General features: G+C 39.1%; 15 protein-coding genes. 7 read left to right on the forward strand and 8 right to left on the reverse strand.

The window, feature by feature from the left end; all coding sequences use genetic code 11:
• Positions 1-36: 36 nt before the first annotated feature.
• From folE to speB, 6 genes are all read right to left on the reverse strand, one after another.
• Positions 37-585 (reverse strand): GTP cyclohydrolase I FolE, encoded by a 549-nt coding sequence (folE, locus tag F4V57_RS00095; protein ID WP_171257531.1) that lies wholly within the window; start codon positions 583-585, stop codon positions 37-39.
• A 73-nt stretch (positions 586-658) separates the two neighbouring features.
• Complete coding sequence (locus F4V57_RS00100) at positions 659-1369, reverse strand: Smr/MutS family protein (RefSeq protein WP_070069594.1); 711 nt, start codon at positions 1367-1369, stop codon at positions 659-661.
• Between the two features lie 271 nt (positions 1370-1640).
• Positions 1641-2450 carry an indole-3-glycerol phosphate synthase TrpC gene (gene trpC, locus F4V57_RS00105; RefSeq protein WP_070069593.1) on the reverse strand — a complete coding sequence of 270 codons (810 nt, stop codon included), beginning with the start codon at positions 2448-2450 and terminating at the stop codon, positions 1641-1643.
• A gap of 13 nt (positions 2451-2463) precedes the next feature.
• Positions 2464-3516 (reverse strand): anthranilate phosphoribosyltransferase, encoded by a 1053-nt coding sequence (gene trpD / locus F4V57_RS00110; protein ID WP_070069592.1) that lies wholly within the window; start codon positions 3514-3516, stop codon positions 2464-2466.
• 15 nt (positions 3517-3531) lie between these two features.
• Entirely contained in the window at positions 3532-4116 is a 585-nt protein-coding gene (locus F4V57_RS00115) for an anthranilate synthase component II (RefSeq protein WP_070069591.1), read from the reverse strand.
• Between the two features lie 680 nt (positions 4117-4796).
• The gene (speB, locus tag F4V57_RS00120; RefSeq protein WP_070069590.1) at positions 4797-5759 is read right to left on the reverse strand and encodes an agmatinase; all 963 of its coding nucleotides are present in this window, start codon (positions 5757-5759) and stop codon (positions 4797-4799) included.
• Between the two features lie 129 nt (positions 5760-5888).
• Between speB and F4V57_RS00125 the strand changes: the two genes are divergently transcribed.
• Entirely contained in the window at positions 5889-6806 is a 918-nt protein-coding gene (locus F4V57_RS00125) for a LysR family transcriptional regulator (protein ID WP_070069589.1), read from the forward strand.
• Between the two features lie 46 nt (positions 6807-6852).
• Here F4V57_RS00125 and F4V57_RS00130 read toward each other — a convergent pair whose 3' ends face one another.
• Positions 6853-7635, reverse strand: coding sequence for a TIGR03915 family putative DNA repair protein (locus F4V57_RS00130; protein ID WP_070069588.1), 783 nt, complete (start codon positions 7633-7635; stop codon positions 6853-6855).
• Complete coding sequence (locus tag F4V57_RS00135; RefSeq protein WP_070069587.1) at positions 7636-8895, reverse strand: putative DNA modification/repair radical SAM protein; 1260 nt, start codon at positions 8893-8895, stop codon at positions 7636-7638.
• A 429-nt stretch (positions 8896-9324) separates the two neighbouring features.
• Here F4V57_RS00135 and F4V57_RS00140 point away from each other — a divergent pair, with 429 nt between their 5' ends.
• The 6 genes from F4V57_RS00140 to F4V57_RS00165 all read left to right on the forward strand — a co-directional run bounded on the left by F4V57_RS00140 (position 9325) and on the right by F4V57_RS00165 (position 19879).
• Positions 9325-11523: a TonB-dependent siderophore receptor gene (locus tag F4V57_RS00140; RefSeq protein WP_070069586.1), complete on the forward strand. Its 2199-nt coding sequence runs from the start codon at positions 9325-9327 to the stop codon at positions 11521-11523.
• Positions 11524-11607: 84 nt separating this feature from the next.
• Positions 11608-12021, forward strand: coding sequence for a hypothetical protein (locus tag F4V57_RS00145; protein WP_070069585.1), 414 nt, complete (start codon positions 11608-11610; stop codon positions 12019-12021).
• Positions 12022-12078: 57 nt separating this feature from the next.
• Positions 12079-13440 (forward strand): TolC family protein, encoded by a 1362-nt coding sequence (locus F4V57_RS00150; protein ID WP_070069584.1) that lies wholly within the window; start codon positions 12079-12081, stop codon positions 13438-13440.
• Positions 13440-14669, forward strand: a complete 1230-nt coding sequence (locus F4V57_RS00155; protein WP_070069583.1) for an efflux RND transporter periplasmic adaptor subunit — start codon at positions 13440-13442, stop codon at positions 14667-14669. Before F4V57_RS00150 ends, F4V57_RS00155 begins: the two co-directional genes overlap by 1 nt.
• The gene (locus F4V57_RS00160; protein ID WP_070069582.1) at positions 14659-17817 is read left to right on the forward strand and encodes an efflux RND transporter permease subunit; all 3159 of its coding nucleotides are present in this window, start codon (positions 14659-14661) and stop codon (positions 17815-17817) included. The genes F4V57_RS00155 and F4V57_RS00160 overlap by 11 nt, the downstream gene beginning before the upstream one ends.
• Positions 17818-17905: 88 nt before the next feature.
• Positions 17906-19879 (forward strand): heavy metal translocating P-type ATPase, encoded by a 1974-nt coding sequence (locus F4V57_RS00165; RefSeq protein ID WP_081409189.1) that lies wholly within the window; start codon positions 17906-17908, stop codon positions 19877-19879.
• Positions 19880-20108: the final 229 nt, after the last annotated feature.

Below are 20108 nucleotides of genomic sequence, written 5' to 3' on the forward strand. Positions count from 1 at the left end.
GCCTGATTTTTTTACATTTTCTTATATTGTTAAGCATTAATAGTTTTCAGGTACAGCGTTTAAAAATTCACGTCGAGCCTGTTCATTGTCTTTCATTTCACCTAAAAAGCAAACAGTGCGCGTTGTTGAATGTTGTTTACCTACACCACGCATCATCATGCACATGTGCGCTGAATCTATGACCACAGCTGCGCCTCTTGCACCCGTCACTTCCACAATTGCCTCAGCAATTTGTTGCGTTAAGTTTTCCTGAATTTGCAAACGTCGAGCAAACATTTCGGTAATGCGTGCAAATTTAGATAAACCTAGTACATTACCTTCAGGTAGATAGGCAATATGTACACGTCCATAAAAAGGTAATAAATGGTGTTCGCATAGAGAATAAAATTCGATATTTTTAACTAAAACCATTTCACGGTTATCTGATGGAAATACCGCATCATTGGTAACTTCTATCAGAGATTTTTGATATCCGGAAGTTAAATAGGCCATCGCCTTTGCAGCACGAATAGGGGTGTCTTTCAGTCCCGGGCGTTCCAGGTCTTCACCGATGGCGGTTAAAATATCTGAATAAGATTGCTGCATACTCATTTGGCATTTATAGGCTGATGAAAAACAAGTAGGGGATTGTATCAGAAAACATACGGTTTTTTTCCGATTATTTTCTTTCTTGCTGATACTTTGGATTTTTTTCTGTTCGTTTAAGCAATACCAGTACGGCACCGGTTCCACCTTGATTTTCTGGCGCACTCACAAAAGCTAAAATATCTTTATGCTGACGTAACCAACCATTCACACAGGTTTTTAAAATACCGGTAGGCCCTTTACCATGAACAATTTTGATCACATTCTGATGATCATCTTTAGCCATTTGAATAAGCTGTAATACTGCAATACGAGCCTGTTCAATGGTACAACCATGTAAATCAACTGCTTCAAACCAGCGTAATTTTCCTGCTTTTAAGTCTTCAAAAACACGATTTTGCAAGGTTGTAATGCGATAACTTAAAAATGCCTGACTTGCAACAGGATTGAGTAAGGCTTGTGTGTCCGACAATATGGTTTCGTCTGTTTCAGTTGTTCCTTCAGCCGCAATGCGTTTGGCTAGCATTTGTGCATTTAGTCGTTGGTGACTTTTTTGTGTTGCTTCAATCGCAAGATTACCACGATCAATTTCTTGCACACCTTGCATGGCTTTGTTAAACAATTGAGTGTCGTTTTCCTGCTCAGCTTGAGGAGATGTATAAATAGGTTGTTTGCTGGATTTTTTTTCAGTTGATACTTTTGTTTGAGGTGCTGTCACCTGTTTCTTAAATTGTTTTAATAAATCCAGTTGTGATTTGGAAAGGGATGTATCTTGTTTGCTCATAGTATTAAGAAATATAAAATAATCGTACTTGTCGTAGTATAGTACGAAATACTGTCGGGTAAAAATTAATTGGTTAAGATTTTGATTTATATTTACTTTTTAAATTGTTGATGCAGTCAACTTTATTGATTTAAATTCTTGAATGAAATTAATTTTTTACTTTGTTTTTACTCTGCGATAAATGATTTATTGTTGTTAGCATCAGCAATTTGGTCAGTCTAGTGATGTTGAAATTCACTAGACCACTTGCATAAAACTAGATCAAAACGATCTAGATTGTACGTGGCAAACCAAATAATGTATGAAGTGCCTGACCTGCATGCGGTTGCTTCATAAAACCTTCACCAACCAGAAAACGATCAATTCCATGATCTTGCATAAATTGAACTTGTTCAGAAGTACTAATACCGCTTTCGGTAATGATTTGGCGTGATGAGCCTGCCATATCTTTTAGGCGAACTGTGGTATTTAAATCCACTGCAAAGGTTTTTAAGTTACGGTTATTGACGCCTAATAAACATTGTTCAGGTAACTGCAAGGCACGTTGCATTTCCTGTTCATCATGCACTTCAACCAGTACATCAAGTTGTTGTTCAAAGGCAGTTGCTGCCAGTTCCTGTAATTGCGCATCGGATAAAGCCGCAACAATTAATAGGATACAATCAGCCTGTAAAGCCCGACTTTCGATAATGTGATAGGGATCGACCATAAAGTCTTTGCGTAAAGCCGGTAATGTACAAGCTTCGCGGGCGATACGAATATTGTCATGATGACCTTGAAAGAAATCGACATCAGTCAATACTGATAAACAGGCCGCACCAGCCTGTTCATATTGTTGAGCTATTTCCGCAGGTTGAAAATTTTCACGGATAATGCCTTTAGAGGGCGATGCCTTTTTAATTTCAGCAATAATTGCTGGTGATTTATGCTGTAGTGCCTGCGCAAAACCGCGAACAGGAGTAGCTTGTTGTGCAAGTTGTTCCAGATCGGCAAGGCTATATTGCTTTTGTTTGGCTGCAATTTCTTCATATTTACGCAGAACAATTTTACCTAAAATCGTATCCTGAAGGTGTTTTTGCATGTTCATTGTCCGTTTAAATTGTTGGTTGCATTTGTTTCAGGGTTCGTGTGTATTCACTGACGACACTCATTTTTTCCAATGCCTGTCCACCATAAATAATGTCATGTGCTAATGCGACACCTTGTTTATAACTTTTGGATATACCTGAAACATATAGTCCTGCGCCTGCATTGAGTGCAATCATATTGGCAGCTTTTTCACCTATGGCAGATTTTTTCTTACCTAGTGCATCCTTGATTAATTGTAAACTTTGTTCAGAGTTCTCTACAGAAAGACCACTTAGTGTTTGCGCCTGAATGCCGGCATCTTCAGGAATAATTTGCCATTCCTGAATGTGCTGGTCTTTCAGTTCTGCCACAGTGGTTGGCGCAGCTAAACTAATTTCATCCAGACCATCTTGAGAATGAACAACCATCACGTGTTGTGCGCCAAGTTGCTGTAAAACCTCTGCAATTGGTCGGCATAATTCGGCAGAAAATACGCCAATAACAAAACGTTGTACACCGGCAGGATTAGTCAGTGGGCCGAGTAGATTAAAAATACTACGAATTCCTAATTCTTTACGTGGACCAGTAGCATATTTCATGGCTTTGTGATGATTGGGGGCGAATAAAAAACCAACGCCCATTTCACGAATACAGCGCTCCACCTGAGACATATCAAGATCCAGACAAATACCAGCCTGTTCTAATACGTCAGATGAACCAGATTTGCTAGATACACCACGACCGCCATGTTTGGCAATTGTTGCACCAGCAGCAGAAATCACAAATGAGGCTGCAGTCGATACATTAAACAAATTTTGCCCATCACCGCCAGTACCGACAATATCGACTAGATAAGGAATATCGCTAACATCGATTTTGATCGCAAGTTCACGCATGACACGGGCAGCAGCGGTAATTTCATCAATACTTTCACCTTTTAGACGTAGCCCCATCATGAGTGCCCCGATTTGTGCATCCGTTGCTTCACCTTGCATGATGGTTCGCATGACATCTTCCATTTGTGGCTGAGTCAGGTGAATATTTTTGGTGATATTATTAAGTGCCTGTTGAATATTCATGGTTATGCATTAAGCTCATTTATAAATGTCTAAAAAATTTTTAAAGATCTCATGTCCATGTTGGCTCAAGATTGATTCCGGGTGAAATTGCACACCTTCTACTGCCAGTGTTTTATGTTTTACGCCCATAATTTCTTCAATTGAACCATCTGCCTCCTGAGTCCAACACGTCACTTCCAGAGATTCGGGAACAGTGGCCTGATCAATAACCAGTGAATGATAACGTGTGGCCAAGAACGGATTAGGCAGATTGCCAAAAATTCCTTTATCTGCATGGTACATGTCAGAAAGACGGCCATGCATAACGGTCTTGGCACGAATGATTTGGCCACCAAACGCTTGGCCAATCGCTTGATGCCCAAGACAAACACCTAGTAATGGAATTTTTCCTGCAAAATGCTGAATGGCTGGAATGGAAATTCCTGCTTCAGATGGAGAACATGGTCCTGGGCCAATCACTAAGTATTTGGGCTGCCATCGCTCAATATCCTCTAATGAAAGTTGATCATTGCGTACAACTTTAACTTCCTGATTTAACTCGCCAAAATACTGGACGATGTTATAGGTAAAGCTGTCGTAATTATCGATCATTAGAAGCATATCGGATTTATCCTATTGATTTTAAAAACCTTTTATCTAACTTAGTTTTTTGTTACTCACAATGTTACTCACAAATAAAAAAGTGACCTAAAATTGATAAATAAAAAAACTGCTAGTTAAGCGATTACTATATCAGATTTTTTATGTTCTTCGATCTTTTGTTTGACATCTGGTATAGATATAAAAAGTGGTTTGTCAAAGAGCAGTAAATATTTAGTATCAGTCAAAATAATTGTTAGTGAAATATTTTAAACAAAAGTCTATATGAACCTGTAGCCAGAGCAATTAGTAAAATTAAAACAAGATAGAGTATATATTCACCAATACTAGTTGAAGGGTTATTAAGCTTGATGGAATACATATAGTAACCAATAGCGATTAAGAGGATAGTGATTAAAATTATCATTCTAAAATTAGAATTAAGTTAAAAATTTAGCATAGTACTTAAAAAGTTTTTTTCAAGTCTGGATATTGCTGGAAGTGCATGTTGATTTTATTTATTCATATTACAGCTTATTTTAAATGTATGGCGTAAATCATGTTCATAGTTAGATTAAATAGACTTTATCTCTAAAATTTAATTGCTGACCAGCCTGATTTAATTTTTTGGTCCGTCTGGTCAGTTTTATATTTGGTGGTAAAAATGAGCGATTTTTTATGGAGATAATCCTATAGTGGTGTCATAGTTCACGTTTGACATTAGGTAATACACATAGCATTTCATAAAGTAGGTTAGCACCTAATAATGCTGTGTTGCCAGTGGTGTCATACGGTGGTGAAACCTCAACCAGATCACAGCCAATGAGATTAAGGCCTGCACAGCCACGTATAATTTCCATTGCCTGGATTGTGGTTAATCCACCGATTTCAGGAGTTCCGGTGCCCGGCGCCCATGCCGGATCAATACCATCAATATCGAAGGATAAATATACCGGACCACCATCAACATGCTGATGTACTTCCTGCATTAATGGTACTAGAGATTTATGCCAGCATTCTTCAGCCTGAACAACTCGAAACCCTTGACGGCGTGACCAATTAAAATCATCTGCACTGTAGCCTTGTGCACGTAAGCCGATTTGCACAACGCGACTACAGTCTAGTAAATCTTCTTCTACTGCACGGCGAAATGTGGTGCCATGTGCAATTTTTTCTCCAAACATTTCATCGTTAACGTCAGCATGGGCGTCAATGTGAATTAAACCGACTTTGCCGTATTTTTTTTTGATGGCACGCAAAATGGGTAGGGTTATGGTGTGATCTCCACCAAGTGTTAGTGGAATAATATTATGCGATAAAATGTCGTCATATTCCTGCTCAATGATCCGTACACTATCCAATAAATTGAAAGTATTGATCGCAACATCACCAATATCTGCAACATTAATTGACTCAAACGGCGCTGCGCCAGTTGCCATATTGTATGGACGAATCATAACAGATTCTGCTCTAATTTGACGTGGACCAAAGCGTGTACCAGAACGTAATGAAGTTCCAATATCCAGTGGAATGCCAACAAATGCTGCATCAAGTTCATCAAGCTCGTGCGATGCGTTCACCATAGGTAAACGTAGCATGGACGCATTGCCACCAAAACGTGGCATTTCATTTCCACCCAAAGGTTGATGCAATTGTTTTGACATTTACAATCCTATATCTGTTTGTTTTAACTATTTATCTATCAAAATAATAGGCAGTTAAATAGGAAAAATTAAAAAATTAGTTTAGAATTTTAGAAACTTTTAAATGTATTGATAAGTAAGCTGAATTCGATGGTGCAAAGTAATTTTCCAGATCTTAAGTTATTACAAATTTTTGTAACTGTTGTTAAAAATCAAGGGTTTGCTAATTCACAGCATGAGTTAAACTTATCCACATCAGCAATTAGCACATATATGAGTCAGCTTGAAAGTAATGTTGGAATGAAGTTGTGTAGTCGAGGGCGGGGAGGTTTTGCCTTAACCACAAAAGGCGAACTGTTTTATCAGGAAGCACTGAGAATTTTACAGGAACTTGATAAATTTTCGATATATACAGCACAAATTAAGGGTGAACTCAACGGAACAATTAAAATTGGTATTATTGATTCAATTATTACGGAAAATAATTTTTCCATTGATCAGGTGATTGGATTATTTTCGCAGGAAAATCCGCATGTCTATATTCGTTTACAGGTACAAAGCCCTTATGAATTACAAATGGGGATTCTTGAAAATCGATTTGATGTAGCGATTGGTTCCTTTTTTACCAAAGTCAGTGGCATTATTTATCAACCTATTTATCAGGAACAACATTGGTTATTTTGTAGTGATAAACATGCGTTTTTTTCACAGCGTCATCTGACTGAAGGGCAGGTTACACAGGAAAAAATGGTAAGACGAGGATATTGGAGTCATCATGAACTGGCCAAACATGGTTTTAAAAACTCTTCAGCAACAGTAGAGTCTATGGAGGCTCAGCTTATCTTAATTTTGACGGGTCAATACATTGGTTATTTACCTGAGCATTATGCTCAGCACTGGGTTGATCAAGGGCGTTTAAAAGTATTGTTACCTTCCATATTTGGCTATCGTGCTCCATTTTCTGTTATTAGTCGCCGTGGTCGGACAAAGGAGTTATTTATTCAGAAATTTCGTGACGTTGTTGCACATACCAGTAAAATTAAAACCAGCTTGGCAAGAAGTATATAAATCATATTTTTGATAAAGTTATGGAGAAAATAATTGAGTTAATGGTTCAAGTTGGCCATTTTTCATTTAGATAACGCCAGTAGCGTTTGGGTACATATTGAATATGTAATTTAAGATTCTGCCGTTCTTTAACATTGACGCTATGAAAATAATCTTTCCAGAGTTGATCATAAAGTATTTCATCATCATCCAGTGCAATCATGAATTGCTGTTGAAAACCATTGTCCAGATTACTGTCAATGTGCTGTGTATTCATTTCAATTTGATGGATATTGTCCAGATCATAAAAAATGCCATAATGACGTAAATCATCATAAATCAGCCATTTTTGATCTTGGTAGCGTTGTTTGAAATGTCGTTGAATGATTGGAATAACATTAAAATCAGGGCGAATTAAGGCAACATAAAATTGTTCTTTGGTTTTCTTAAAGCGAATAAAGGCTTCCATTCGATGTTTTTCCCGGCCAACTTGCTTTGCCCACTGTGAAATGGCAAGAATATCTGCCTGACCATAGTTTTTTTCTACAGATTGTTGTTGCTGAAACACATAAATACAGTAATTAAAAATATGTTGATATGCCTGATTTTTTTCTGATAAAAAAGCATAATGGAGCTGTTGTAAAGCTTGTTTAGACAATTTGTGCTGTAAGCCTTGCCATACCCGTTGTGCGTGATGTTCGTTGGCTGTGACATAAATGTTTTCACCAAGTAGATCAAATTGTGCCTGATTATTTGCAGTAATTTGTACAGTAAATTCCCGAAACTGAAACGCTCGAAATATACAACTACATAGCCCTGTTAATGTCCCATCGAAAACCCATACTGCCATTTAAAAGCCCAGATTTAATTGAGGTGATAATTGTTTTTGGTATTTAGATTGGCCTTGATTGAGAATGTGTTGCTTGAGTTGCATTGCTGTTTTTTCTTTTTGAAAAGTAGGTGAGTCAATACAGCGCACAAAGTGTTGTGCTTTAGACCATGCGACACCCATACGCTGCACAGTGTCCATACGAATTGAACCAAAACGTCTGGCCTGAATAATTTTTTTTGCAGAACGTGTCCCAATACCGGGAACCCGAATAATCATATTATAGTCTGCATGATTTAGATCAATCGGAAAGTATTCTGGATGACGTAGTGCCCAACTTAATTTTGGATCAATATCCAATTCCAGATTAGGATGCTGGTTATTAACAATTTCGTCATGCCGAAATCCATAAAAACGCATTAGCCAGTCTGTTTGATATAAGCGATTCTCTCGAATCAAGGGTGGTGCAGTGCCTACCGCAGGCAATAGGTTTTGTTCGGTATTAATAGGGATATAGCCTGAATAATATACACGTTTAAGTTTAAATTCTCGATAATGCCGATCAGCAACATTCAGAATATCCAGATCTGTTTCCTGATGCGCACCAATGACCATTTGTGTGGTTTGTCCGGCTGGAACATACTTGGGAACATGGCGAATCAGTTTACGTTCGTCAATTAACTGAATTCGCCGGTCACGTACCAAGCCTAAGTCCTTACGTACTTCTTCATGACTTTTTTCCGGAGCAAAGGCATTGAGTCCGGTTTCGGTTGGCATTTCCAGATTAATGCTCATACGATCTACATATAGACCGGCTTCGTGGATAATTTCAGGTGATGCACCGGGGATGGTTTTTAGGTGAATGTAACCATTAAAATTTTCTTCCAGACGTAATTTTTTGACCACTTGCATCATTCGTTCCATGGTGTAATCAGCAGATTTAAAAATTCCGGAACTTAAAAACAAACCTTCAATGTAATTTCTGCGATAAAAATTCATGGTTAGATCAACCACTTCCTGTACAGTAAATGCAGCACGTTTCACATCATTGGAACGACGAGAAACACAATACTGGCAATCAAAAATGCAAACATTTGAGAATAATATTTTAAGAAGAGAAACACAGCGGCCATCTTCGGTATAACTATGACAAATTCCCGAGCCGGTATTGCCAACACCTTTATCTTTATTTTGACGATTACTGCCACTGGATGAACAGGATACATCATATTTGGCTGCATCAGCCAGAATTTGTAGTTTTTCTCTAATGCGATCAGACATGACAGTTAGCTATTCCGATATTTCTGGGTAGGGTAAAATTATAAAAGAATGGTAAGAATATGAGCTGTGAATTTCTACCTGAAAGCGACACAGCATGTCGTGAAAAACACATTAAACATATTTACAAAAGTAACTTATTGATTGGTTTGTTTATTTTTGTTTTGAAAAATAAACAGGTTAGGACACTAGCAAAAAGTTTAATGTCTACATCACTATTTTAAAAAATAACAAGCAATTTAAATGTGATGTATTTGTTAAAATTAATTAAAAATTAAATATATATTACGAAATAAATGATTTTTAAGTAAAAAAAATTATTAAATTTCTAATTTAATACAAATGTTAATATAAGTGATAACAATTATTAATTTTATATACAAACTATAATGCAGCAGGTAAAAATATAGGCATTATTGGTAGGGAAAATATATGTTGCATTGTAACGGAAAAAAACAATTTAAAAAGAAGTCTTTATATTATTTGTACATGACTATCGGCTATGGATTATGTTGTTCAATTTATTCTTCACAGGTATTTGCTGAAACAGAACAACAGAAACCAATTTATACCACGCTGACAGCCATTGAAGTACAGGCGCAACATTCAGATGGAACAGTAGACCAAGGCTATCGGCCAAGAGAAGTTTCTCAGGCTGGACCATGGCAGGGACGTCAACTTGAAGATTTACCTTATTCCATCAATATTTTTTCTCAAGATGTCGTTAAAAATTTACAGTCAACAGTGAGTCCGGATGCAGTTTATCGCCTTAATCCAACTATTCAATTGACAAGATCTCAGTATGAAAATGATCAACCAACCTTTATGAGTCGTGGATTCAAGGTATCCACCATTTATCGTGATGGTTTGCCAGGTGATCAATATGGACATGGAACCAGTATGGAAGATACTGAAAAACTGGAAATGTTTAATGGTTTATCTGGCTTTTTATATGGTCCGGGTAATGTTGGCGGCATGGTTAATTATGTGAGTAAACGTCCGACGGTAGAGCGATTTAATGAAATTAGCTTAGGCAATGCAGGTGGACAAAGCTGGTACACTATGGCTGATTTTGGTGGAAAAATTGATCCGCAAGGGGTTTTTGCTTATCGTTTGAATCTTGCCAAACAAGGAGGTGAAACGGCTGTAGATCGTCTGGAAATTGAAAAAGAGTTTGTTAGTTTAGCGTTAGATTGGCATATTCTGGACAATCTACTTTTACAAGTGGATGCCATGCATCGTGATTATGCTGTCAATGGCAATACTGCTGACTGGGTATTTGCTTCAGGAGTATCACGTTATTCCGCAGATCGTTTTAAAAATGATGTTTTGTGGGGGCAACCTTGGATGAATAATCATTACAAGTCTGAACGATATGGTGCGCATTTAACATGGAATATCAATGAGTATATGGATTTTAGAGCATCTTATCTGGATAGTTTTAGCAGTAGAAAAACACAATCTGCTACAAATACCGTAAATGCAGACGGTACATTTGGTCAGGAAGTATCCAGAGTTTATGCCGATGGACAAAACCGTATTACCAGTAATCAATATGATAAATCTGCAGCAGCTTATTTGGATGTTGCATTTCATACCGGATCGATTTCACATAAGTTAACAACCGGTGTTCTGAGTACAAAATCGATTCAGAAACGTTATCAAAGAGAAGCTGGAAATATCATTACGTATAGTAGCGATAATCTAAATCTGCCTGTTTATCTGGATCAGCCAGATGGTTTTATTGTTGATCGTGGACAATTAAGAAAGCGATCAGAAAACGTATCGACCAGTTGGTTGATTGGTGATGATATCCAATTGAATGAGCGTTGGTCAGCATTATTAGGGCTATCTTATGTCAATATTCAAAATAAAATATCAGGTTATGATGCCTCACACCTTTCGCCTAATCTTTCAATTATTTATAAACCATTTGTCGATTTAACAACGTATGCCACTTATATTGAATCACTCGAAAATGGTGGCATTGCCCCTGAAACTGCCAGTGGATTGGCAGTCGTCAATGCCGGTGAAGTATTTGATCCATTGAAAAGTAAACAAATTGAATTAGGTGCGAAATATACACTAAATGATTCGCTATCTCTGAATACAGCCATTTTCCAGATTGATAAAGGGTTGCAGTATAATGAAAAAATTAATGCAACAACAGCAAGATATGTACAAGATGGCAGGCAGATACATAAAGGTATTGAACTCACAGCAACAGGAAAAATAGGTGACGCTGTAACCGTAATTGGTGGATTTACCTTATTAGATGCCAAAGTGAAGCAACAAAAACAAAATACTGCACTGGAAGGTAAACGGCCAACAGAAGTTGCACAGCAAATTTTCAAATTATATGGTGAATACACTTTACCAAGTTTTGAGCAATTAACCTTAACGGGCGGGATAAATTATACAGGCAAGCGTTTTGCCGATACACTGAATCAAGATGAAATGCCAGCATATACTCTGGTTAATCTGGGTGCAAGATATCGCATGGATATCCAAAACTATCCTGTAACCTTACGCTTGAATGTAAATAACATATTGAATAAAAAATATTGGGCCAACACTTCTGTCTTGGGTGATCCACGAACATTTATGTTTTCAGCCAGTATAAAGTTTTAAATTATTGCGATGATTTTATACTTTTGCGCTTTATTCAAGATAAGGTATGATGTGGCTGAAAGATTATATTTCTACTAAATTTGTATGAAAAAAGCATTCGTGCGATTACTGGCATTATTGTTTATGCTTCAGAGTGTCTGGGGTGTAGCTGAGGCGTCATGTCTGCACGAAATGCGTTTATTTTCGGTAGATATTGTGGTTGAAAATTCTTCTTTAATGCCATCCTTAGAAAAAAATCTAATACTTTCTACTGTTGAAAAAAAATCAGCCTTAACAAATCTTGATATATCAAAAATTAAGGATTATTGCCAAAAAATTTGTGTACAGGATCAGTGTAGTCATTTTGGTCAGCATATTAGCCTAAATCCGCAGCAATCTAGTCTGCAGCATGTGACCTATACATCAGTGAAAATTCGACAACGCTACTATTGGCAAAATTTTTATCAATCGCCTGATTTAATAGGACAAAATCCCCCACCTTTATTATCCCCGCTATAGGTGGGGTAGCCAAAAAAGTCCCACCATTTTTTTAAATTTTTTAAAGGTGGGAACATCATGTTTAAACACAATGCGATATGGCAGCATCAGCGCAGTCTATTGGGATGGTCGCAAGCAAAATATATGCTTGCACTGTCAGGACTGTGTTTTTCTTCAAGTCTTTGGGCAAATACATTTTTAAGCTATGAAAATACGCTTAACAAAGTGACAGCATATCAACAACAAGCCAATACTTTTGCTACGCAACAGCAGATTGGCGAGGCACGGGTCAAACAAAGTGCTTTATGGGCAAATCCAAATCTCTCGATATCTCAAACAGGTTTTGGCAGCAATCAAGATCGTGAGCTGGATATTAGTGTCAGTCAGGAAATTGATATTTTTGGCAAGCGTCGTGCGTTAAAGCAACTTAGCCAACTGGAGCAATCACAACTTGAGATTACACAAAAAATCTATCAGGTAGAAATAGAACTTGCAGTTGAATACTTATGGTCGCAAGTTGCGTTACAACAAGAGGAATTGAAACTGAGTCAAAATCAATTGGCGACCAGTCAGGCCACAATTGATGCCACAAAATTACGCTATCGTGCCGGCAGTATTTCAAAACTCGATGATGATCGGGCAATGGTCACGCATATTGAAAATCAACGCAAAACCCAGCAAATAGAATTGGCATTGACCATTGCCAAAAAGCAATTGGCAAATTTATGGGGTGAAAGCGCAAGTAATTTTACCGTGAATTTTAACCAAACGATCTGGCCTTCGGATACTGCACAATTTATTGAAACAAGCAAAAACAACAATCTGTATCAGCAAAATTTAGCCTTGCTGCAACAGCAGCAACATGCCCAAGCGGATTATTTTAAGGTTGCCAATCGTCCAAATCCAACCGTGTCGTTGGGTATGACACGCAATCAAAGTGCTGGCGTGAATGGTAGCGACAATCAGTTGATGCTGGGTGTAGAAGTGCCACTGAATATTTTTAATCGCAATCAATATTCACAGCAAATCATCAGTGCTAAGCAAACTTTACTGGATCAGCAAAAACGTTTTTATCAACTACAACATGGCGTTCAGCTTGAAACTTTGCTCAGTGAAATTACAGGCTTAAAACAACAATATGATTTGATGAATGATAGACAAATTCCATTGTCGGAAGAGGTTTATCAAAAAACGTTGCTTGGTTTTAAAGTCGGTAAATATTCGATTACCGATGTGCAACAAGCCAGTGTTCAGTTACAGGAACAGCGTTTAAACAAGATACAGCTACTCAAGCAGGCATGGCAAAAATCTTTTGAAGCCAAAAGTTTGGCTTTGGGCGTTGATGTGAATGTGATCCGTTCGCCAGATGCCATCATGCAAATCAATCAAAAATTATGGCAAAGCACGCAAGAAATCAGTACCACTGTAGGAGTAGAGTAATGACAACACAACAGAAAAAAACACAATGGTTATGGGTGGCATTGGTTGCAATTGTAGTGGCTATTTTGGCGGCTTGGATTATTTCTAGTAAAGACAGTGCATCTGCAACAGAAAGTGAACATGGGCATGTTGAAGGTGAGGCAGAACATGCAAAGGACGAAAGTCACAGTGAAGCAGGGCATGGTGAAGATGGGGAACTCGAATTTTCTGCAAAACAATTGGCGGAATTTGGCGTAAAACTTGCCAACACAGAAATGGGTGCCGTGCAACAAAGCACAAATTTTCCTGCCAAGTTGATTGCCAATACGGATCAACAGGCGCATGTTTCGTCAACGTTTGCAGGTCGGGTGGACAGCGTATCGGTGGCACTTGGTCAACCGGTAAAAAAAGGGCAAGCTTTAGCTACTTTATTTATTCCCGATTTGGTTGATCAACAGGCCAATTTAAGCATTGCACAGGAAAATTTAACGCTGGCACAGCAAGATTATCAACGTGAAAAGCAATTGTTCGACCAAGGTATCTCGGCTCGTCAGGACTATCAACGTACCTATAATGCCTATCGTCAAGCACAAATTCAGGTACAGACAGCAAAAAGTCGCTTAAATGCGCTCGGTGCATCGAATGGTAGCAATGGACGCTATACCTTGATTGCGCCATTAAGTGGTGTGATTAGTCGCAAAGATATTGTGGTAGGTGAGCAGGTCAGTTCCGATAAACAATTATTTGTGATTGATCAATTAGATGCACTTTGGCTGGAATTTACCTTGCCAAATGATGCACAAGTCAATGTCGTGCCAAATCAAGAGATTGCGTTTAAATCATTGCAAACCCAAAACACCTTTAAAGCGGTGGTTCAGGCATTAAGTAGCGAGGCTGATGCGCAAACCGGGCGTTTACTGGTACGTGCCAAAGTGATCACACCTGCACAGGAATTACGTCCAAATCTGATGGTCAATGTTGAATTGAACAGCGGTACATCTGCATCGGTTTTGCGGGTTCTTAAACAAGCCATTCAAGAAATTGATGGCAAACAAGTGGTTTTTGTGGCCAAGCAGGAAAAGGACAAAATTCATATTACCCCTACATCGGTGACTTTGGGTAATTATTCTGCTGATGGGCAATGGGTAGAAATCAAATCGGGGTTGAGTACTAATCAAAGCTATATCAGTCAAGGTAGTTTCCTGATCAAATCTGAACTGGAAAAAGGGGAAGCGGAACATGGACACTAAAAATCCTATTCACCTTCCGCCTGCCGAGGGTTTATTTGATCGGCTTATTCAATTTTCTATTCAAAATGCCATTTGGGTGATGCTGTTTGTCGCGGCATGGATTGGTGTGGGCGTATATAGCTATCAACATTTGTCGATTGATGCAGTGCCGGATATTACCAACGTACAGGTGCAAATCAACAGTCAGGCCAATGGGTTCACTGCATCTGAGATTGAGCAACGCATCACCTACCCGATTGAAAATGCTATGTCGGGTATGCCGAATTTGCAGCAAACCCGTTCGCTGTCACGTTATGGCTTGTCGCAAGTCACGATTATTTTTGAAGATGGTACGGATATTTATTGGGCAAGGCAACTGATCAATCAGCGTTTGCAGGAAGCCAAAAGCGAATTGCCCGATGCCATTGAACCGCAAATGTCACCTATTTCTACAGGTTTGGGTGAAATTTATCAATGGGTGATCAAAGCCGAACCGACTGCCAAAAAAGCAGATGGTACGCCTTATAGTGCCATGGATTTGCGGGAAATTCAGGATTGGATTGTGCGTCCACAGTTACAACGGGTCAAAGGTGTTGCCGAAGTGAATAGTATCGGTGGCTACAATAAAACTTTTGTAGTGTCGCCTGATTTAATGCGTTTGCAGCAATTACAAATTCCTTTATCTACCTTGCAACAGGTATTAAGTGAAAATAATGAAAATCGTGGGGCAGGCTTTATTGAGGACAATGGCCAACAATTGACGGTACGTGTGCCAGGCATTTTAAGCACGGTGCAGGATATTGAAAATGTCAATGTCACCACTAAAAATGGCTTGCCAATTCGGGTTGCAGATGTTGCACAAGTTTCCATTGGACATGATTTACGCACCGGTGGTGCAACCTATAATGGCGAAGAAACAGTTTTGGGTATCGCCATGATGATGATGGGCGAAAACAGTAAAACCGTTTCGCAAGCCATTGATCAGAAAGTCAAAGAAATCCAACGCTCTTTACCCCAAGGCGTAAAAATTGAAACTGTCTATAACCGTAGTCACTTGGTCGATAAAGCCATTAAAACCGTGGCAAAAAATCTGATTGAAGGCGCGATTTTGGTCATCGTCATTTTATTTATCTTTTTGGGTAATTTTCGTGCAGCACTGATAACCGCATGCATCATTCCATTGTCAATGTTTTTTACCTTGTCGGGTATGGCGCAACAAAACGTCAGTGCCAATTTGATGAGTCTTGGGGCACTCGATTTCGGCATTATTGTTGATGGTGCGGTGGTGATTGTGGAAAACTGTATCCGTAGGCTGGCCGAAGCACAGCATCATAAAGGGCGTTTACTCACCCGTTCCGAACGTTTTAGCGAAGTCTTTCTGGCCGCGAAACAAGCACGTCGTCCATTAATTTTTGGTCAAATTATCATTATGGTGGTGTATTTACCGATTTTTGCTTTATCGGGTGTGGAAGCGAAACTGTTTCACCCAATGGCAATTGCGGTGGTGTTGGCACTTGTCGGAGCGATGATTTTATCGGTGACCTTTGTGCCTGCGGCAGTGGCTTTATTTGTGACAGGCAAAGTTGAAGAAAAAGACAGTCGCTGGATGCACGCACTAAAACGTGGTTATGGCAAACTGCTGGATCATACTTATGAATTTAAATCTGTTGTGGTGGCGATTGCACTGGGTATTTTAGTGTTAACAGGTTTGTTAAGCACTCGTATTGGTAGCGAATTTTCCCCAACTTTAAGTGAAGGTGATTTTGCTATTCAGTTGATGCGTGCGCCCAGTACCGGTATTGAGCAATCGCTAATTATTCAAGAAAGTGTGGAAAAGCAATTGTTGAAAGCATTTCCTGAGATTAAAGCGGTGTTTGCCCGTACAGGGACAGCTGAAGTGGCAACCGATGTGATGCCGCCGAATATTTCTGATGGCGTGGTACTACTCAAACCTCGTGAGCAATGGCCTGATCCAAAGGAAACCATTGATGAATTACGCACACGGATGTTGGCGTTTGTCAGTCAAATTCCCGGCAATAACAGTGAATTTTCACAACCGATTGAACTACGTTTTAACGAATTAATTTCCGGTATTCGTAGTGATGTCGGGATCAAAATTTTTGGCGATGATATGCAGGTGCTCAATCAGGAAGCCGAAAAAATTGCCCAGAAAATCCGTGGTATTCAAGGTGCAAGTGAAGTCAAAGTTGAACAGACTGATGGATTGCCTTTACTGAATGTGGATGTTAATCATGCCTTGGCAGCGCAATATGGTTTATCGGTGCGTGAAATTCAGGATGTGGTTGCAGCAAGCATTGGTGGACAAAGTGTTGGACAAATTTTACAGGGCGATCGTCGTTTTGATTTTGTTATTCGCTTAAATGATGACATGCGTAATCCGCAGCAATTGGCAATGTTACCCATTCAATTGCCAAATGGCGGTCTGATTAAATTACAAGATGTCGCAAAAGTCGAAAATATATTAGGTTTAAGCCAAGTTAGCCGTGAAGATGGTAAACGCCGAGTGGTGGTATCAGCAAATGTGCGGGATCGTGATCTGGGTTCATTTGTTGCTGAGATGCAAACGACCTTAGCCAAACAGCCTTTACCAAGTGGTTATTGGTTGGGCTATGGTGGTCAATTTGAAAATCTGGCTTCGGCAAAAGCCCGTATGCAAGTGGTTATTCCACTTGCCTTGATCATGATTTTTATTTTGTTGATGGCGGTTTTTCACAAATTTAAAGACAGCATTTTGGTGTTTAGTGGCGTACCTTTTGCGCTATGTGGCGGTTTGGTGGCGTTATGGCTGCGTGAAATTCCATTGTCGATGTCGGCAGGTGTGGGCTTTATTGCTCTGTCGGGCGTTGCGGTATTAAATGGTTTGGTGATGTTGAGTTTTATCCGTGAACTCCGTGAAAGTGGTATGGATATCGTCCATGCAACTTGGCAGGGTGCAATTTTACGTTTGCGTCCTGTATTGATGACGGCATGCGTTGCCTCGCTTGGCTTTGTGCCAATGGCAATTGCCACAGGGACGGGCGCAGAAGTACAGCGTCCATTGGCGACAGTGGTGATCGGTGGAATTATTTCCTCAACACTCTTAACCTTGATTTTATTGCCGGTGATTTATCGCTGGATGAATCAGGACCAAAAAACCAAAACGATATAGGTTTAAATAATTAGATTTGCTGAATTTTTATGTTGAATAAATTTTCGGCAAATCATGAATGGAAAATTGAAAAAAGAGTACATGACAAATGACCAAACAACATCAACACAATCCACAAAAAAAATCGTGTTGCTGTGATGATGAGATTCAACCCTCGCATGATACACACGCTTCTTCACACGAGCACGAACATAGCGCAGAAGGCAGTAAATTCCAGTTGTTTTTACCTGCAATCATCGCTTTTGTCATTTTAATTCTTGCACTTGCCTTAGACCATTGGATTAAGCCTGAATGGTTTACAGGCTGGCTACGCTTTATCGTTTACTTTGCTGCATTTTCACCAGTTGGCTTACCTGTCATTAAAGAAGCCATCGACAGCATGAAGAATGGTGACATTTTCTCCGAATTTTTATTGATGAGTATTGCCACCATTGGCGCATTTGCGATTGGTGAATATCCCGAAGCTGTAGCAGTGATGTTGTTTTATGCTGTAGGTGAAGTTTTTCAAACTCTAGCAGTTTCACGTGCCAAAGGTAATATTAAAAGTTTACTCGACCAACGTCCTGATGAAGTGACGATTTTAGTCGATGGGCAAGCCCAAACCATTGCCGCAGCAGAAGCAAATATTGACGATGTTATTCAGCTTAAAGCAGGTGAGAAATTAGCATTAGACGGCGAATTATTGTCTGATAAAGGCTCATTTAATACCGCTGCATTAACCGGTGAAAGTAAACCTGATACCCTCTATCAAGGTGAAAAAGTGCTTGCCGGCATGATTAACCTCAATACGGTCAGCCAAGTGCGCGTCACGACGGCATATAATGACAGTAAACTCAGTAAGATTTTAGAAATGGTGCAAAATGCCACTGCACAAAAAGCACCAACTGAACTCTTTATCCGTAAATTCGCCAAAATTTATACGCCGATTGTGGTGTTTTTGGCTATCGCCATTTGTGTGTGTCCGTATTTCTTTGTCGAAAACTATCAGTTTAATGATTGGCTCTATCGTGCCTTGGTATTTCTTGTGATTTCTTGCCCGTGTGCGTTGGTGATTTCGATTCCACTCGGTTATTTTGGAGGCATTGGTGCAGCAAGTCAAAATGGGATTTTATTTAAGGGCAGTAATTTTCTCGATATTTTGGCAAAAGTGCAAAATGTGGTGATGGATAAAACCGGCACCATGACTGAAGGTGTATTTAAAGTCCAAGAGGTGGTGTTTAACGACAATATCGACCAAAAATATATGCTGCAAATGGTCAGCGCTTTAGAAAAATTAAGCAGCCATCCTGTGGCAACTGCCATACATCAACATATCGGCGAATTAACCCTTGATATCGAACTGAAAAATGCAGAAGAAATCGCAGGACATGGTTTAAAAGCCACTATCGCCGATAAAACTTTGTTGGTCGGCAATTTGAAATTGATGGATAAATTTGAAATTGGTTATCCTGTCGACCCATCGAGTATTATTTATACGACCATCGCTGTTGCCTATGGTGATGAATTTGTGGGTTATATTACTATTGCCGATGAAATCAAAGCTGATGCACAAGCGACTATCGACCAACTCAAGGCTTTACATGTCAAAACCACCATGTTAAGTGGCGATAAAAATAATGTGGTGCAATTTGTGGCGCAAAAATTAGGCATTGATGCAGCTTATGGTGATTTATTGCCTGAAGATAAAGTGGCGAAAGTTAAAGCCATCAAAGCCAACAACCAAAGCGTGGCATTTGTTGGTGATGGCGTCAATGATGCGCCTGTGGTGGCATTGAGTGATGTCGGAATTGCAATGGGTGGGTTGGGCAGTGATGCCACCATTGAAACGGCAGACGTAGTCATTCAAGATGATAAACCGTCAAAAATTCCATTAGCAATTAAAATTGGTCAACAAACCAAACGCATCGTATGGCAAAATATCACCTTAGCCTTTGCGGTCAAAGCGATTGTATTGATTTTAGGTGCAGGCGGCATGGCAACCATGTGGGAAGCGGTATTTGCCGATGTGGGTGTAGCATTACTGGCGATTATGAATGCAATGCGGATTCAAAAATTAAACTAAAATTTCTATAATTAACATTTATTCTTGATAGGATAATCTGTATAACAAAGCGTACAGATTATCCTAAGATCAATACATTAGATATCTTGAAAAATTAAAATGAATAAAAGTTATTATTTTATATTAAATTTACTTTTTGATTAAATTCAAAATCTACTCCTTTTTGCATACTCCCTCATAGGAATTTTAAGTCAATGTTGATCATTTTATCGTTAGATATCACTTAAAA

This window comes from Acinetobacter qingfengensis, assembly GCF_008693185.1.
GTDB lineage: Bacteria > Pseudomonadota > Gammaproteobacteria > Pseudomonadales > Moraxellaceae > Acinetobacter > Acinetobacter qingfengensis.